Source organism: Caldicoprobacter faecalis, assembly GCF_900115765.1.
GTDB classification, from domain to species: Bacteria; Bacillota; Clostridia; order Caldicoprobacterales; family Caldicoprobacteraceae; genus Caldicoprobacter; species Caldicoprobacter oshimai.
This window is the reverse complement of record NZ_FOXR01000041.1, coordinates 1-15,156: the sequence shown is the minus strand read 5'-3', so window position 1 is coordinate 15,156 and position 15,156 is coordinate 1. Positions and strand designations below refer to the sequence as shown.

General features: G+C 48.0%; 14 protein-coding genes. All 14 read right to left on the bottom strand.

What is annotated here, in order from left to right:
• Nucleotides 1-252: 252 nt before the first annotated feature.
• The 14 genes from BM241_RS10860 to potA all read right to left on the bottom strand — a co-directional run bounded on the left by BM241_RS10860 (nucleotide 253) and on the right by potA (nucleotide 14,976).
• Entirely contained in the window at nucleotides 253-903 is a 651-nt protein-coding gene (locus BM241_RS10860) for a type 2 periplasmic-binding domain-containing protein (protein WP_025748235.1), read from the bottom strand.
• A gap of 219 nt (nucleotides 904-1,122) precedes the next feature.
• On the bottom strand, nucleotides 1,123-2,619 hold the full coding sequence (lysS, locus tag BM241_RS10855; RefSeq protein ID WP_092282774.1) for a lysine--tRNA ligase: 1,497 nt from the start codon (nucleotides 2,617-2,619) through the stop codon (nucleotides 1,123-1,125).
• A gap of 16 nt (nucleotides 2,620-2,635) precedes the next feature.
• Nucleotides 2,636-3,118: a transcription elongation factor GreA gene (gene greA, locus BM241_RS10850; RefSeq protein WP_025748237.1), complete on the bottom strand. Its 483-nt coding sequence runs from the start codon at nucleotides 3,116-3,118 to the stop codon at nucleotides 2,636-2,638.
• 211 nt (nucleotides 3,119-3,329) lie between these two features.
• Entirely contained in the window at nucleotides 3,330-4,325 is a 996-nt protein-coding gene (locus BM241_RS10845; RefSeq protein WP_092282773.1) for a hypothetical protein, read from the bottom strand.
• Nucleotides 4,322-5,227, bottom strand: a complete 906-nt coding sequence (locus BM241_RS10840; RefSeq protein ID WP_092282772.1) for a quinate 5-dehydrogenase — start codon at nucleotides 5,225-5,227, stop codon at nucleotides 4,322-4,324. The genes BM241_RS10845 and BM241_RS10840 overlap by 4 nt, the downstream gene beginning before the upstream one ends.
• Nucleotides 5,228-5,347: 120 nt before the next feature.
• Nucleotides 5,348-6,322: a tRNA dihydrouridine synthase DusB gene (dusB, locus tag BM241_RS10835; protein WP_025748240.1), complete on the bottom strand. Its 975-nt coding sequence runs from the start codon at nucleotides 6,320-6,322 to the stop codon at nucleotides 5,348-5,350.
• Nucleotides 6,323-6,437: 115 nt separating this feature from the next.
• Complete coding sequence (locus BM241_RS10830; protein WP_092282771.1) at nucleotides 6,438-7,601, bottom strand: Gfo/Idh/MocA family protein; 1,164 nt, start codon at nucleotides 7,599-7,601, stop codon at nucleotides 6,438-6,440.
• A 32-nt stretch (nucleotides 7,602-7,633) separates the two neighbouring features.
• Nucleotides 7,634-8,599 carry a sugar phosphate isomerase/epimerase family protein gene (locus tag BM241_RS10825; protein ID WP_025748242.1) on the bottom strand — a complete coding sequence of 322 codons (966 nt, stop codon included), beginning with the start codon at nucleotides 8,597-8,599 and terminating at the stop codon, nucleotides 7,634-7,636.
• 128 nt (nucleotides 8,600-8,727) lie between these two features.
• The gene (locus BM241_RS10820; protein ID WP_092282775.1) at nucleotides 8,728-9,744 is read right to left on the bottom strand and encodes a Gfo/Idh/MocA family protein; all 1,017 of its coding nucleotides are present in this window, start codon (nucleotides 9,742-9,744) and stop codon (nucleotides 8,728-8,730) included.
• Entirely contained in the window at nucleotides 9,741-10,790 is a 1,050-nt protein-coding gene (locus BM241_RS10815; protein ID WP_177206162.1) for an ABC transporter substrate-binding protein, read from the bottom strand. Before BM241_RS10815 ends, BM241_RS10820 begins: the two co-directional genes overlap by 4 nt.
• Complete coding sequence (gene iscB / locus BM241_RS10810; RefSeq protein ID WP_092282769.1) at nucleotides 10,790-12,064, bottom strand: RNA-guided endonuclease IscB; 1,275 nt, start codon at nucleotides 12,062-12,064, stop codon at nucleotides 10,790-10,792. The genes BM241_RS10815 and iscB overlap by 1 nt, the downstream gene beginning before the upstream one ends.
• Nucleotides 12,065-12,257: 193 nt before the next feature.
• Nucleotides 12,258-13,112, bottom strand: coding sequence for an ABC transporter permease (locus tag BM241_RS10805; protein ID WP_025748246.1), 855 nt, complete (start codon nucleotides 13,110-13,112; stop codon nucleotides 12,258-12,260).
• Entirely contained in the window at nucleotides 13,106-13,930 is an 825-nt protein-coding gene (locus BM241_RS10800) for an ABC transporter permease (RefSeq protein WP_092282768.1), read from the bottom strand. Before BM241_RS10800 ends, BM241_RS10805 begins: the two co-directional genes overlap by 7 nt.
• On the bottom strand, nucleotides 13,927-14,976 hold the full coding sequence (potA, locus tag BM241_RS10795) for a spermidine/putrescine ABC transporter ATP-binding protein (RefSeq protein WP_025748248.1): 1,050 nt from the start codon (nucleotides 14,974-14,976) through the stop codon (nucleotides 13,927-13,929). Before potA ends, BM241_RS10800 begins: the two co-directional genes overlap by 4 nt.
• Nucleotides 14,977-15,156: the final 180 nt, after the last annotated feature.

Here is a 15,156-nt window from a genome sequence, read left to right as displayed (position 1 = left end):
AATCTATATCCTAAACTCGCATCTTGCCGCAAATGAGTCTTACCTCTCCAGAATTGACCTGGCCTTCCAACCACTGTTCAGTTTTCAAGGACCATCTCCCGCCGCCCCTTAAAAGCGGCGAATATTACTATACCACAGCCCCCGCAGCATAATCAAGCCATTTTAATAGGTTTATTACATTTATTTTTCGCATCTATTTAAAAAATATTCGTTTTATCTTCTTTTTTCTAGACTATACGCGTTAATTCGCAATCATCTTCCTTTTGTCACTATCCACTTCATGACCTCTATAGCCTTCTCTTTGTTCTTGCTATAGGCCATTATCGACAGAACCTTATCCTCTACATTATAGCCGGTATCGTTGAACAGAGTAACGCCCTTTAGCGGGATACCGTAAATATGGGGCCCTTTATCCTCGGCGTATTCATCTTCAACGCTCAGTTTGTACTTCTCCAGCTCCTCCGCGGGTATATACTTCGTTATCTCGTCGTCGATGTACTCATCAAGCGGCATAAAAGCACCCTGTTTGGCAAACGTCTCATACTCCCCTTTGCTAAATACGAATATATCTCCTTCTTGAGCGCCGACCACTGTCGTGAGTTTGTATCGCCCCGCCATTTCCAGTTCAGGATCCCCACCCAAGGGTATGTTCATGAAATTGATCTCTAAAAGCTCCGGAAAGTCCTTCAGCATGCGCTGGCTTATAGGCTCAACCTTTTCCTCCAAGAGATAATCTCCTACAAGAAAAATATCAACCTTTTTATCTGGCGGGGTTTGCGGCCTGGTCATGGTCGACACCAGATTCCAAAGCATGACCGTCACCACTATACCCACAACGTATTTCCACCAATCGTAATGCAGATGGTTCTGCAGCGTTTCCCTGTTTACCACAACCTGATACATGGAGTATATCACCTGCCTAAAAAGTTTATACAATACATACATATTAATTATACATCAAATGCAAGTGCTCAACAAGTGCAGCAAAATGCTGTTTTTGATTATACAATGGTACGTTGCGTGGTTATGTTGAATTCTAACATATCAAAAAATTAAGAAGCCATGGAACCGTTTTTAAGGTCCCATGGCTTTTACGCTTCTTAATCACCGCCTTTATTGCTTTTACTCCTTGGGCCTCATGGTGGGGAACAGTATTACATCCCTTATCGAGTAAGAGTCGGTAAACAGCATGACCAGCCTGTCAATGCCTATGCCTACACCACCGGTTGGAGGCATACCAATCTCCAGCGCATGCACGAAGTCCTCATCCATCATATGGGCTTCCTCATCTCCTGCGGCACGCTGTCTGGCCTGCTCCATGAAACGTTCTCTCTGGTCAATTGGGTCATTCAGCTCAGAAAACGCGTTGGCAATCTCCCGTGCCACTATATACAGCTCAAAACGGTAGGTCAACCTGGGGTCATCTTTCTTCTTCTTGGCAAGCGGCGAAATCTCAATGGGGTAATCCAGGATAAAGGTGGGCTGCACCAGATGCTGCTCCACCTTTTCTTCAAAGAAAGCATTGAGTATGTGCCCCCAGGTATTGCCCTTCTTAAGCTCCAGACCTGCTTGCTTTGCGACCTCCCTGGCCTCCTCGTCGGTATTAATCTGCGAAAAATCTACCCCCGCGTATTTCTTGACAGCCTCAATCATGGTCATACGCTGCCATGGAGGCATCAGGTCGATCTCCTGGCCCTGGTACGTCAGCTTGGTGGTACCCAGCACCTCTTTTGCAACGGTGACTATCATGTCTTCAGTGAGTTCCATCATGTCCATGTAATCAGCATAGGCCCTGTATATCTCGATGGAAGTAAATTCGGGATTGTGCTTGATGGACATCCCTTCGTTGCGGAATACGCGCCCCAGCTCGTAAACCTTATCAAAGCCACCGACGATTAGCCGTTTTAAGTGGAGCTCGGTCGCAATACGAAGGTACAAATCAATATCCAGGGTGTTATGATGGGTAATAAAAGGCCGGGCAGCAGCGCCACCTGCAGTGATATGGAGGATAGGCGTCTCAACTTCTAGATATCCCCTGGTGTCGAGATAATTCCTGATGCATCGTATAACCTTGGAACGTATTTCAAAGGTACGGCGCACCTCTGGATTTACAATCAAATCCACATATCTGTGCCTGTAACGAAGGTCAGGGTCCTTAAGCCCATGCCACTTCTCCGGAAGAGGATAAAGAGACTTGGTAAGTAATACCATGTTTTTTGCCCTAACCGAAATCTCCCCCGTTTTTGTCTTAAAGACCTCTCCCGTCACCCCTATGATGTCTCCTAAATCGAAGGACTTAAAGTCCTGGTACTGTTCATCGCCCACATCGTTTATGCGCACAAATATCTGTATCTGCCCGGCACTGTCCTGGATGTGGGCAAAACTGGCCTTACCCATCACTCTTTTTGACATGATCCTGCCTGCTACGGTGACCTCTTGACCTTCCATGGTATCAAAATTGTCCTTTATTTGCTGCGAATAGTGGGTAACCTCAAACCGGGTAATGGCAAAAGGATCCCTGCCCTCTTTGCGCAGCTTATCCAATTTTTCCCTCCTGACCAGCAGTACCTCGTTCAAATTCTGTTCCTCAAACTGAGCGTCCGTCCTTGTTGCATCCATCCTGTATTTCTCACCTTCACTTGCGAATTTCTAGTATTTTAAACTTGATAACTCCGTCCGGTACATGTACGTCAACCACCGCTCCCACGGGTTTGCCAAGCAAGGCTTTACCCACCGGCGATTTATTGGATATCCTGTTTTCGGCCGGATTGGCTTCGGTGGACCCTACAATAGTATACTCCACTACGTCGTTGGTTTCAACATCCAGCAGCTTTACTGTGACGCCAATACTCACCACATCAGTGGAGATATCCTCATCATCGATAACTTTCGCATTTCTAAGCAGGTTTTCTAGGGTGACGATGCGCCCCTCGATGAATGCCTGCTCATTTTTTGCCTCATCGTACTCCGAATTTTCGCTGAGATCACCAAAAGCGATGGCCTGTTTGATGCGCTCTGCCACCTCTTTACGCTTGACAGTTTTTAAATACCTTAACTCTTCCTCCAATTTAGCAACGCCTTCCTGCGTTAGTATTGTCTCTTTGTAATCCTCTGCCATAATCGATTCTCCCCTTTTTAATTCTAATTTTTCAATTGATGATTAATATGTGTTTAAAACACACTTTTAATTCCAAAAAAGCTTAATCTACCCCATAACCAATACAATAAGCACTGACACAAATATCATTTGTGCCAGTGCTTGAAAATCTTTCTAAATTTGTAGTACAATTATTATAAAAAAGTAGTAATGGTTTGTCAAGAAAATATAATCAGGTCCTTTTTCTGAAGTGCCGGATGCGGAAGGTGTTATAGGTTATTCCGCCTTCTGGCGATATAAACCCGCGCATCTTTAAGGTATCCAATATACGGTTCATCTCGCGAATCTCTTCTCCCATAAGAGATAAGGCCTGCAGTACGCCCAAAGTTTCCCACGGCAACAGCTCGATATCTGCCTTTACTTCATCTGGCAAGGTTGCCCAGCCCGACAATATCCAAAAAGGCCCCGGATGGCGTTTCATCGCCTCTATATATTTTAAATCGATTTCACCCGCATATACAACAATGGCATGGCTGCTCAGAAGGCTGAAGTCGCACTCCTCTGCCACCACCACAAGCCGCTTATCTTTGAGGCATTCACCGGCATCAGTGGTGACTGGGCAAGCCAGCCCTGTTTCCCTCATGACCTCATCGGCCAGTTCATAAAGGTCATCGATAGATGTACCCCCCAACACCATATTATTCACATAAGGTGCCAGTACTCGAGCAAACAGCCTGCCGACTCGGGTGTCAGCCCCCCAAATCCCCACTTCCATATCGAGCACCCTATCCTTCAGCATCCCCATCAGGTATTTTATAGATTCCACAAGCGCAAAGATGCGCATCTGGTACCCGGAGTCTACAACAAACCTTTTTTTCATCACTTCTATAACCTCTTCCGGCAGAACGCTCCAGTAATAGGGAATACATACCATTTCAATGCCCAGCTCTTCCAAAAGTCCCAAATATTTAAGCAGCTTCTTCCGGCGCCTGTTTGGCGAAAGCCTATCCCACTTCACTATAAAATCCGACAATTGGAGTATATACCCCATCTCATGGGCATCCCCTTTAAAAATGACAGTGCCGATGGTCTGAACCGCCACGTTAGAGCGCCAGCCCTTTAAAAGGTTTATCAATCTGCCCACAATTCCAGTACCAGCTTGGGATTGGTCATCCACATGCCGAAATGTCATGACAGCAAACTTGCCCACTTTCTGATCCCCATTCAATTTAAATATTCAACCCCGTGGGTGATCCCAAATTCCCGTATCAGCCTGGCGTACATATCTGCAGTGATGTCTTCTGGCCTTTTCCCCGAAAGGCTGACTATCAAAGCCTCAATCACATTGGTGCCAAAGGATCGCCCGTTAAACTCTGGGGTGGAGGTCACAAGCAGCTTCACGCCCCTCTGCTTGAGCATCTGTACATCGCTTTCAGTGATGGTATTGGTCACAATCACCTTGCCCTCGAGGTGATCAGGAAGATAACGTTTTATATAGATAAAATCCCCCGCAATGACATCGGCAGCCTGGTAGTATCGGCTGTACTTAGGAAGTATCTTATCCTGTTCGCGGCCTGTTGGATACAACCAGTGAAAGGGCAAACGGCAAATGATGGGCATCAAGGCGCTTGCCAAACGATGTAGATTTTTTAAACTGCGTATTGGTATGGGCAGCCCCAGCGCAAATATCACATCACCGAATATCATATCACAGCCCATACTTGTAAATTCCTCTGCCATACCAAATCTATCCATAGCAGACACCAACAATACTTTTTTCCCTTTCAAATCTAATCCGCAATCCCTGTGCAGAAAATTGACCACATCCCGTTCCAGTGTATTCTTGAGGCCCGAGCCATCAACGATGGGCGTCATTTTGGCAGCCCTGGCAAGGGGCAACGCCGCCCTTATCACATACCTCCGCCCGTTGCCGCCATACAGATACAGGTCGATCCCGCCCATGCCGAACACATCCACTTTTCCATCCAGCTCCTCAATGAGCTGAACGGCCTTTTTTAAATCCCCATCGGTTCCTATCCTCTCTATAAGAAAATCCTGACCGCATATGTTGGCAGTGACGCTGTGGTTCCTTGAAGAGGCTCCTATGCTTACGCTGACAATCCTCTTCATGCCATCCTCCTATAAATCATTTTTATTCAACCGGCCCAGCACCAATTACAATTATACCCATTACTGGGCTTGTATAAATATCCTGGTAAAACATCTCAAAAATTTCTCCTCAAAGCGCAATCACACAGACCCTTCCAGCTCAAGCAGATACCCCTTCAACAGCTCATGGATCCCCTTCACATCCTTTAAGGTGTTCACAACATTTTTAACTCTATTAGCATTGGGCAGTCCCTTAATATACCAGCTTATATGCTTTCTCATCTCACGGATTCCTACTTCCTCACCCTTGTATTGTATCATCATGTCGAGGTGATGCAACGCCATTTCGATCTTCTGGCGCGGCGTGGGCGGAGTCAGCAGTTCCCCTGTCTCCAGATAATGAATTATCCTTTTAAAAATCCAGGGATTGCCGTGAGCCCCTCGACCGACCATTACACCATCACACCCCGTCTCATCCAGCATCCTCTTTGCATCCTCTGGCGTAAATATATCCCCGTTCCCAATGACGGGTATAGAGACAGCTTGTTTCACCTTGCGAATGATGTCCCAATCGGCAGTGCCCGAGTAAAACTGCTCCCTGGTACGGCCATGCACCGTTACTGCACATCCCCCCGCTTCCTCGATTATCTGGGCTATCTCGACGGCGTTGACGCTTTCATCATCCCAGCCCTTCCTTATCTTGACGGTCACGGGCTTGTCAGAAGCTTCCACCACCGCCTTTACTATCTTATAGACCTTTTCTGGTTGACGCATGAGTGCGCTTCCATCCCCATTCTTCACAATCTTGGGCGTGGGACATCCCATATTTATATCTATCAAGTCTACATCGGTCTGAGACAGCCTCCTGGCTATCTCGGCCATTATATCGGGGTCAGAACCGAAAATCTGCACCCCTACCGGGTGTTCATCGGGATGAACCTCGGTAAGCTTCCAGGTCTTTTCATCACCGTAGTAGAGGCCCTTGGCGCTCACCATTTCGGTATACACCATGCCACAGCCCTGCTGCTTGCACAGTAGGCGAAACGGCATATCTGTAACTCCTGCCATTGGCGCAAGAAATACGTTGGTGGGAACGGACAAAGTGCCTATCTTCATCGCCTACGATTCCTCCTGTATATCGTTTTGTGTGCCTTCTCTGTTGTTCAGGGTTTAAACAAAAACAGCCACGGGTGCTTTCCCCGCAGCTGTCGCCAAAGGTTATCAATATCCCCTACAGGCTATCCACCTCTATCCATTGCCCTTCTGCAATGGATAGTTCCACTGCCTCAATCACCTGCGAACACTTCACCCCGTCATTGAAATCGGGGCAGGCATTTCTATCGTGAGCGATTGCCTCTACAAATTCGTAAAGCTCGTGTACAAAGGTATGCTCATAGCCTATAACATGCCCCGCAGGCCACCACGCCGAAGCATAGGGGTGAACCGGCTCTGTAACTTGAATGAGCCTGAAACCCTGTACTCCTTCGGAGTCCTCAGAAGAATAATACCACAGCTCGTTCATCCTTTCAAACTCGAACCTCAAGCTGCCCTTGCTGCCGTTTATCTCAAAAGACATGCCGTTTTTGTGGCCGTTGGCAAAGCGGGTGGCCTCAAAGGAGCCAAGGGCGCCGTTTTTAAACTCAGCAAGGAACAGGGTAGCGTCGTCTACCGTTACCTCACCGCGGGGCGCACCGGCCTGAGCGTCAGCACTTAAGCCTTCCATCCTCTCCACTATGGGCCTTTCCTTGATAAAAGTCTTGTTAATTCCAATGACCCTGTCAAACTCCCCTACAAGGAAGCGGGCCAGGTCAATGATGTGAGCGCCCAGGTCGCCCAAGGCCCCCGACCCGGCTATCTTCTTGTCAAACCTCCACACCAGCGGGAACTCGGGATCCATAACCCAATCCTGGAGATATAATGCGCGGAAATGGTATATCTTCCCGATCTTGCCCTCGTCGATCAATTTTTTGGCCAGCTGTACAGCAGGAGCAAACCTGTAGTTAAACCCTATCTGGTGCTTTACCTTGTTCTTCTCCACTGCTTCCAGCATTTCCCTTGCGTCCTTGAGGTTTAAAGCCAGCGGCTTTTCGCAAAATACGTGCTTTCCTTCCTCAGCGGCTGCAATGGCTATCTCCTTATGAACGTTGCTGGGGGCAGCTATATCCACCATGTCTATGTCGTCCCGTTTGACCAACTTCTCCCATGAGGTTTCGTAGCTTTCCCACCCGAATTTCTCAGCCGACTGCTTGACCCATTCCTCGTCCCTGCCGCATATGGCCTTCATGACGACCTTCAGGCTGGGATTAAAAAACATCCCTAGCTTCCTGAAGGCATTGCTATGGGCCTTACCCATGAACTTATACCCAACAAGCCCCACATTCAAGGTATCCTTCATATACATTCTCCCCCACTTTCATTAAGCCTAGTTTAAGCCCACCACATCTCGCCCTTTGATTCAAAAATCATGACCTCTTTCAAGAACGCAATAGCCTTTTGCAGCCCTTCATTTGGCGACATAAGGCTGTCCTCATGTTCTATGCTCATTACGTAATCATAGCCCACCATGCGCAGGTTGCTCACAATGTCCTTCCACACCTGATAGTCATGGCCATATCCGACTGTGCGGAAGATCCAAGAGCGGTTGATCTCATCGCCGTAATGCTTTGTATCCAGCACGCCATTCACAGCGGTGTTGAGCTTATCTATCCTGGTGTCCTTGGCATGGAAGTGATATATGGCCGGGCCCAGCTTGCGGATAGACGCAACGGGATCTATCCCCTGCCAGAACAGATGGCTGGGGTCATAGTTGGCGCCAATGGTATCGCCCACCGCGGCTCTCAGCTTAAGCAATGTTTCGGGATTATAAACGCAGAAGCCCGGGTGCATCTCAAGGCATATCTTATTCACGCCGTGGTCATTTGCAAACTTGACCGCCTTCTCCCAGTATGGGATAAGCACCTCGTTCCACTGATAATCCAGTATCTTCAAGAAATCGTCCGGCCACGGGCATGTGACCCAGTTTGGATACTTAGAACCGGGAGAGTCCCCGGGACACCCCGAAAAGGTGATAACCCTGTCGACACCAAGCTTTTCAGCCAGCAGCACCGTCTTTTCAAAATCCTTATGAAAAGCATCTGCGATTTCCTTTTGGGGATGTACGGGATTGCCGTGACAGCTCAATGCGCTGATCTGCATGTTGTACTTCTTGAGCAGGTCCTTAAACTCATTGAGCTTATTTTCATCGGCCAGCAGCTCATCAGGATTGGCATGCGCTTTACCAGGAAATCCCCCCGTACCTATCTCTACCGCTTCAACCCCTAAATCATGCAAGTACTTTAAGGCCTCCTCAAAGCTCTTGTTGGCCAACAACACCGTGAAGACCCCTAACTTCATATGTACACGCCTCCCTTTTGCTTTATTTTTTATCATGGTAATCTAATATAGTTTTTATCAACAGCTCAATAATATATATTCTACGCCGCTTAGCAAATTCCTCCATAGAAAAGGCTATTAATTTAAGTTTACAGCATTATTTTTTTACCTTTTCTAGCACTTTCCAGCGCGCCGAAGACCATTGCCATGCTCTTTATATTATCAGTACAATCGGTCTCGGCCTTCCTGCCTTCTAAAAGCGCGTTAAACATCTCATCAAGACATCCAACATGCCCCTCTCTACCGTTCCACGAATATGTGGCTTCAACCCTTTTGGTCTCATAAATGAACTGTTTCGTATGACCCTCCACCACAACCTCACAGTAGGGGGGATTGACACCATCCCATATAGCCGTACCCTTACTGCCCGTAATTCTCCAGCAGGATTCCCACGAAGTAGGAGCGCCTTGCGCACACCAGGACCCCCTGTAGCAGAACACCGAACCATCCGAAAACTCAAAAATACATACCGCAGCGGCATTTCCTTTATACCATGAACCGGGGGGATTGAATTCATGGCAGTACACCGAAACGGGGTCCGCACCAATGATAAAACGCGCTTGGTCAAATGTATGGATGGCCATGTCCAGGATAAGCGGGCTGTCCATGACCTCTCTGACCCCTCCAAAATGGGGCCCCAGGAAAAAATCGGCACATACAAACCCAGGCTTGCCGATAACCCCCGAGCTTACAAGCTCGCGAAATGCACGAATATGTTTTAAGTAGCGCCGGTTTTGCATAACCGCATACATCCTACCTGATTCGCTAGCAACAGCCACCATTTCTCGAGCCTCTTCCATCGAGGAAGCCATGGGCTTTTCACCCAGCACGTCGCATCCCATCTTAAGCGCTGTGGTCACTATCCTGTGGTGAGCTTCAGGTACGGTTACATCGAATACCAGGTTAGCTGATGAATCCTCTATAGCTTTTTCAATGTCCTGGTATATACCACAGTCCAGACCATGCCGCCTCGCCATAGCACGCGCGTTCTCTTCATTTATATCAACCAGCGCCACAATTTCGGCATCTTGCCTTTCCAAAGCGTATTTTATCCAGGTATTGGCCATGTTACCACAGCCAGCCACAACTATTCTAAACCGCTTCATCTCGCTGCCTTCACCTCTGTCCATACCCTATCATACTCCTTTATGACATCCGACAGCGCTTCAAATACCTCGCAATTCTTCAAATCCTCATCGGTTGGATAAGCAGTCCTGTCATTGAGGATTTCTGGATCCAGCATCTTCTTAGCTTCGGTATGAGGCGTGGAGTATCCTATATAGTCGGCGTTTCTAAAGGCGATCTCGGGCTCACACATGAAGTTGATGAACTGCTCTGCCGCCTTCTTGTTTTTAGTACCCTTTAGAATTACCATGGCATCGACCCACAGATTGCTGCCTTCCTTGGGGATTACGTACTCCAGGTCGGGGTTTTCCCTCTTGGTATAGACGGCATCGCCCGACCACACCACCGCAAGAGCTGCCTGCCCCGATATCATGGCATCCTTAACCTCGTCACCCACGTAAGACAGCACCAGTGGTTTTTGCCTTATCAACGCCTCCTTGGCCTGCTCCAATTCATCTATATTCCTCGTATTCAAAGAATATCCCAGCATCTTGAGGGCCACCCCTATGGAGTCCCTGCTGCTGTCCAGCATGAAGATCTGCTTCTTGTACTTCTCATCCCACAGTATCTTCCAGCTGTCAACAGGCTCTTTGACCATCTTTTTGTTGTACAAAATGCCGACGGTGCCCCACATGTAGGGGACGGAATATTCGTTATTTGGGTCATAGGGGAGATTCTTAAACCTTTCATCTATATATTTATAGTTGGGAACGTTGCTGAAGTCTATCTTCTCAAGCATGCCCTCCTTTATCATGCGCTCGATCATGTAATCTGACGGAATGGCCACGTCATAGTCGGCTCCACCGCCCTTTACCTTTACATACATCTCCTCATTGGTAGCAAAGGTATCGTATATCACGTCGATGTTGTACTTCTTTTCAAATTCTTCAATGACAGTTTCGTCGATATAATCTCCCCAGTTGTACACTTTAAGCTGCGCCTTGGGAGCGCTGCCGCATCCGGCCAAGATGCCCACCACCATTATTACGCTGAAAAAAAGTCCGAAAATTTTAAATGCCTTTTTCATCATATACGAGCGCAGGAGACTCCATCTTCTTCAAGATGGAGAGGAATGCGCTCTTCCCTCCTTTCTAACATTAATGTCTTTGCTTTTTCTACAAGTCTTAACCTGTTATGCTTGGCACTGTCATGTATCTTTTCACCTGAAAGACTTCTTACAGCAAAATACCCGCTACTCCTTAAACCCGCTATTATCCCAATTATGCCTTCGTATTCTACTCTGTCGTATCGCCTAAAACCATATGCCTCCTTAATCGTGTTAACGGGTCTTACCCCACCCTTGATAGGATTCGCTTTATGCAATGACCTGTTCTGTCGCCTCAAAAACTTCCCTAAGTACCATTCTCTCAACCTCTCTTGCAAATCCCCACCAGCTATTATAAACGCATCAACTCTGTGCGACTTCTCCATACCACAACTCAACCGTTTCGCCTTCGTTGTACTCCCATATGTCACTTCCACAGAATAACGTTCTCTTAACCTGTTAACTATATGCCACCCTATCGTCGATACATGTGCCGCATCCTTAAACATCTTCACCTTCTCAACCTTTGACTTCGGTATCCTTATCCTGCCCTCATGCACCCCTTTGTGCTCGTCTGCAGTCAGCACTATCAAATTGCTGGGAGTATCCGTCCCGCCTTCGCTTCTCGGAACTATATGGTGAACCTCTAATATACCCCTTTTACCCGATAATTCTGACCTGTAACCAGCTCGCCATAAGCAGTATTCCCTTACATCCCAGAAACCCTTCTGTGCGCCATTCTGATAATCTTCTCCCTCTATGCCAGGATTTAGTATCTTCTGCGTATCAAACGGTGCAACCTCAACCACTACTCTCTCTATCGGCATTATCCTGCCAAGCATATCTACTATCCTTATGTGTGCATCTACCTTCCACTGAAGGCTGGGAGCAAGCCACCCATCATCCCTTGCTCTGTTTAAAAACCTGGGTTTGCGGTAGCGCACCTTTCTGTATCTTCTCATCCTCCTGTACTGCCTTCGTTCAAGCAGCAACCCTTTAATATCGTCCCTCAGCTCTACCTCTGCAGAGAATATCTCTTTCTTCTCCGTAACAGCCGATACACCTGTTGTCTTAGAACCTATATCCAGTCCTACCGTCACCGGCTGTGTGTAGGTAGTGGTATCGTATAAAAGCTGGACTGTAAACGGTTCCCGTTTGACTACCTTTGCAAGTCCCTGCTTTAAAAGCCGTCTTACTTTGCCGTGTCTTTCGGTTGGCATTAGTGGTTTCCCCGCCTTTGAAATTACATACACCATAAGCGGTAAGCCTCCTTGCGGAGTTAGGTGCTCATCGCCAATGTTAGACAGGCTTGTCATGCACAGGTCACTGTCCCTACCCCTCAGGACTGTTTAGACCTGTACGACAGAGCCCGGAGCTTGAGCAGCACCCCGGGGTGTCATGACCTGTCTAACGTAGCCCCGTCAACTTTTTGCTGGTGGCTGAGGCTAGTCAACCAGGGCTCTTTACAAGCCCCCGCTTCTTTAAGTGGTGGGTAGTTGACCTCACACTCTCCTTTACCTTTGGATTATCTTTGCTCATCCTTTTGTTTACTATAAGCAACAATGCCAGCACAGTGACAAACATAATCGTTGATAAAGCATTTATCTTAGGGTTGACACCCCTTCTTGCCATGGAATAGACGTATATGGCGATGTTTGACACCCCCGAGCCGGTGGTAAAGAAGCTGATGACAAAATCGTCGATGGATAGGGTGAAGGCCAGCAAGAAACCCGTCACGATCCCCGGCATTATCTGGGGGATAACAACCTTTCGTAAGGCGTAGGAAGGGGTTGCGCCCAGGTCGAGCGCCGCTTCATATACGTGTTTATCAAGCTGCTTGAGCTTGGGCAATACGGATAGTATTACGTAGGGTATATTAAAGGTGATGTGGGCGAGCAGCATGGTGAAAAAGCCCAATCCCAGCTGGGTAAACGGCTTGGTAAACACAAACAGTAGCATGAGCGACACGCCTGTCACAATATCTGGGTTTATCACAGGCAGGTAGGTGAGGTTCATCACTATTACCTTTTTGATCCTCTTCATCTCATGTATGCCTATGGCGGCCGCCGTACCGATGACCGTGGCTATCACTGCCGACAGGACGGCTATGGCCAGGGTATTGTAAAGCGCACGTAGCACCTCGGTATCCCTAAACAGCTCGGCATACCACCTTAAAGTGAAGCCACCCCACCGCCCCCTTGACCTGGATTCGTTAAAGGAATAGGCCACCAGCACCACTATGGGCGCGTACAGGAAAAGAAATATCAGGTACAGGTATACCCTTTTGATTATACGCCCTACCATATGGCACCCCCCTCATACTCCCTGTCGTATTTGCGCATGATGCCCATGCTTATCAGAATTATCACCGTCAGCACAAAGGATATGGCCGACCCAAAGTTCCAATCGCCCACTACAATAAACTGCTGCTCTATCAGATTGCCTATGAGTATATATTGGCCGCCACCCAGGAGCCTGGATATTATAAAGGTGGTTACCGCCGGCATGAACACCATGGTGATGCCCGATATGACCCCTGGCAGGCTGAGGGGGATGATAATCCTCTTCAGCACGGTGATGTAGTCTGCACCCAGGTCTTCTGCCGCTTCGATGATGCTCTTGTCCATCTTGGCCAAAACCGAATATATGGGCAGCACCATAAAGGGCAAAAAGTTGTACACCATCCCCAGCACCACCGCATGGTCGGTATAAAGAAGCTGTACAGGAGGGAGGCGCAAGAAATCCATCACCATATCGATCAGGCCATTCTTCCCCAGCAGGCTCATCCAGGCATAGGTCCTTACCAGAAAATTTATCCACATGGGAATCACGAACAGCAAGGCCAAAACCTTATTCTGGCTGTACTCCTTGCTGGCAAGGATCAGCGCCACGGGATAGCCTATCAAAAGGCACACCACGGTGCATATGAGCGCAAGCAGTATTGAGCGCAGCAACACCATCAGGTATATCGGTTCACATACGCGCTTTATGTGCTGGAGGGTAAACCGTATGCCCTCTTCGGTGGTGGCAGTAAAGGTATAAAACAACAGCAAAAACAGCGGCACCACTATGAAGATGGCCATCCATACCAGGTAGGGGTATGCGTACCACGTCTTTTTCATTTTACCGCCGCCTTCTTCATTATATGAATGTCGTGGGGGAGTATGCGGAGCCCTATCCTGCTTCCCACCGGCTCCATAAGGGTGCTGTGTATCATCCAGTTTATACCTTCGCTGCGCACTATCATCTCGTAATGCACCCCTTTGAAGGTCACCGATTCCACCTCTCCCTGCAGCATACCCTCTCCTACAGGTACCAGCTTTATGTCCTCGGGCCTTATGACCACATCTACCTCTTCATTGCGTTCAAAGCCGGAGTCGACGCACTCGAATTCATGGCCAGCAAAATACACCAGGTTGTCCTTAAGCATCCTGCCCGGGATGATGTTGCTCTCACCGATGAAATCGGCCACAAATGCGTTTTTAGGCTCGTTGTATATCATCTCGGGCGTACCGATCTGCTGTATGGTGCCATCCTTCATGACCACGATGGTATCCGACATGGTGAGGGCCTCTTCCTGATCGTGGGTTACATAGACAAAGGTGATACCCAGCATCTTCTGAATCCTCTTAAGCTCAATTTGCATGCTCTTTCTAAGCTTTAAGTCCAGAGCTCCCAAGGGCTCATCCAGCAGCAACACTTCCGGCTCATTGACCAGCGCCCTGGCTATGGCCACCCTCTGCTGCTGTCCTCCGCTCAGCGAGTCTACGCTCCTTTTCTCAAACCCTTTGAGGTTTACCAGCTCAAGCACCTCGGCCACTTTTCTCTCTATGGTCTTCTTATCCAGCTTCTTTATCTTAAGCCCAAACGCTATGTTCTCAGCCACGTTCATATGCGGAAACAGGGCATATCTTTGAAAGACGGTGTTTACCTTTCTCTTATAGGGAGGTAGGTTGGTTATGTCCTTTCCTTCAAAGAACACCGCTCCCGAATCGGGCCGCTCAAAACCCGCAATGATGCGAAGCGTTGTGGTCTTACCGCACCCGCTCGGCCCAAGCAAAGTAAGAAACTCGTTTTTGCGTATACACAGATTGATATCCTTCAACGCCTCTGTCCCATCGTAATTTTTTGATACATTCACCAGCCTTATGATAGGCTCTTCTACCATGTGTACCTCCCCCCGATCAAGTCCAAATTTTTGTGTAAAATTCCCTCTGGCTAGAATCAGGTTAAATTATCACCACTAATCTTTATTAAATTTTACTGCTTCCGGCTTCTTTTAGGTCAAGGATTCGCTATCGCCGGGCTGCGCCCGTCCTTGACCTAAAAGAGCCTCCAGCAGTTTTAT

Coding starts and splice junctions, on each gene's coding strand:
- BM241_RS10860 (WP_025748235.1), bottom strand. CDS start 903: ATGTATCAGGTTGTGGTAAACAGGGAAACGCTGCAGAACCATCTGCAT.
- lysS (WP_092282774.1), bottom strand. CDS start 2,619: ATGGATGCAACAAGGACGGACGCTCAGTTTGAGGAACAGAATTTGAAC.
- greA (WP_025748237.1), bottom strand. CDS start 3,118: ATGGCAGAGGATTACAAAGAGACAATACTAACGCAGGAAGGCGTTGCT.
- BM241_RS10840 (WP_092282772.1), bottom strand. CDS start 5,227: ATGAAGAGGATTGTCAGCGTAAGCATAGGAGCCTCTTCAAGGAACCAC.
- dusB (WP_025748240.1), bottom strand. CDS start 6,322: ATGAAGATAGGCACTTTGTCCGTTCCCACCAACGTATTTCTTGCGCCA.
- BM241_RS10830 (WP_092282771.1), bottom strand. CDS start 7,601: ATGAAGGATACCTTGAATGTGGGGCTTGTTGGGTATAAGTTCATGGGT.
- BM241_RS10825 (WP_025748242.1), bottom strand. CDS start 8,599: ATGAAGTTAGGGGTCTTCACGGTGTTGTTGGCCAACAAGAGCTTTGAG.
- BM241_RS10820 (WP_092282775.1), bottom strand. CDS start 9,744: ATGAAGCGGTTTAGAATAGTTGTGGCTGGCTGTGGTAACATGGCCAAT.
- BM241_RS10815 (WP_177206162.1), bottom strand. CDS start 10,790: ATGAAAAAGGCATTTAAAATTTTCGGACTTTTTTTCAGCGTAATAATG.
- iscB (WP_092282769.1), bottom strand. CDS start 12,064: ATGGTGTATGTAATTTCAAAGGCGGGGAAACCACTAATGCCAACCGAA.
- BM241_RS10805 (WP_025748246.1), bottom strand. CDS start 13,112: ATGGTAGGGCGTATAATCAAAAGGGTATACCTGTACCTGATATTTCTT.
- BM241_RS10800 (WP_092282768.1), bottom strand. CDS start 13,930: ATGAAAAAGACGTGGTACGCATACCCCTACCTGGTATGGATGGCCATC.
- potA (WP_025748248.1), bottom strand. CDS start 14,976: ATGGTAGAAGAGCCTATCATAAGGCTGGTGAATGTATCAAAAAATTAC.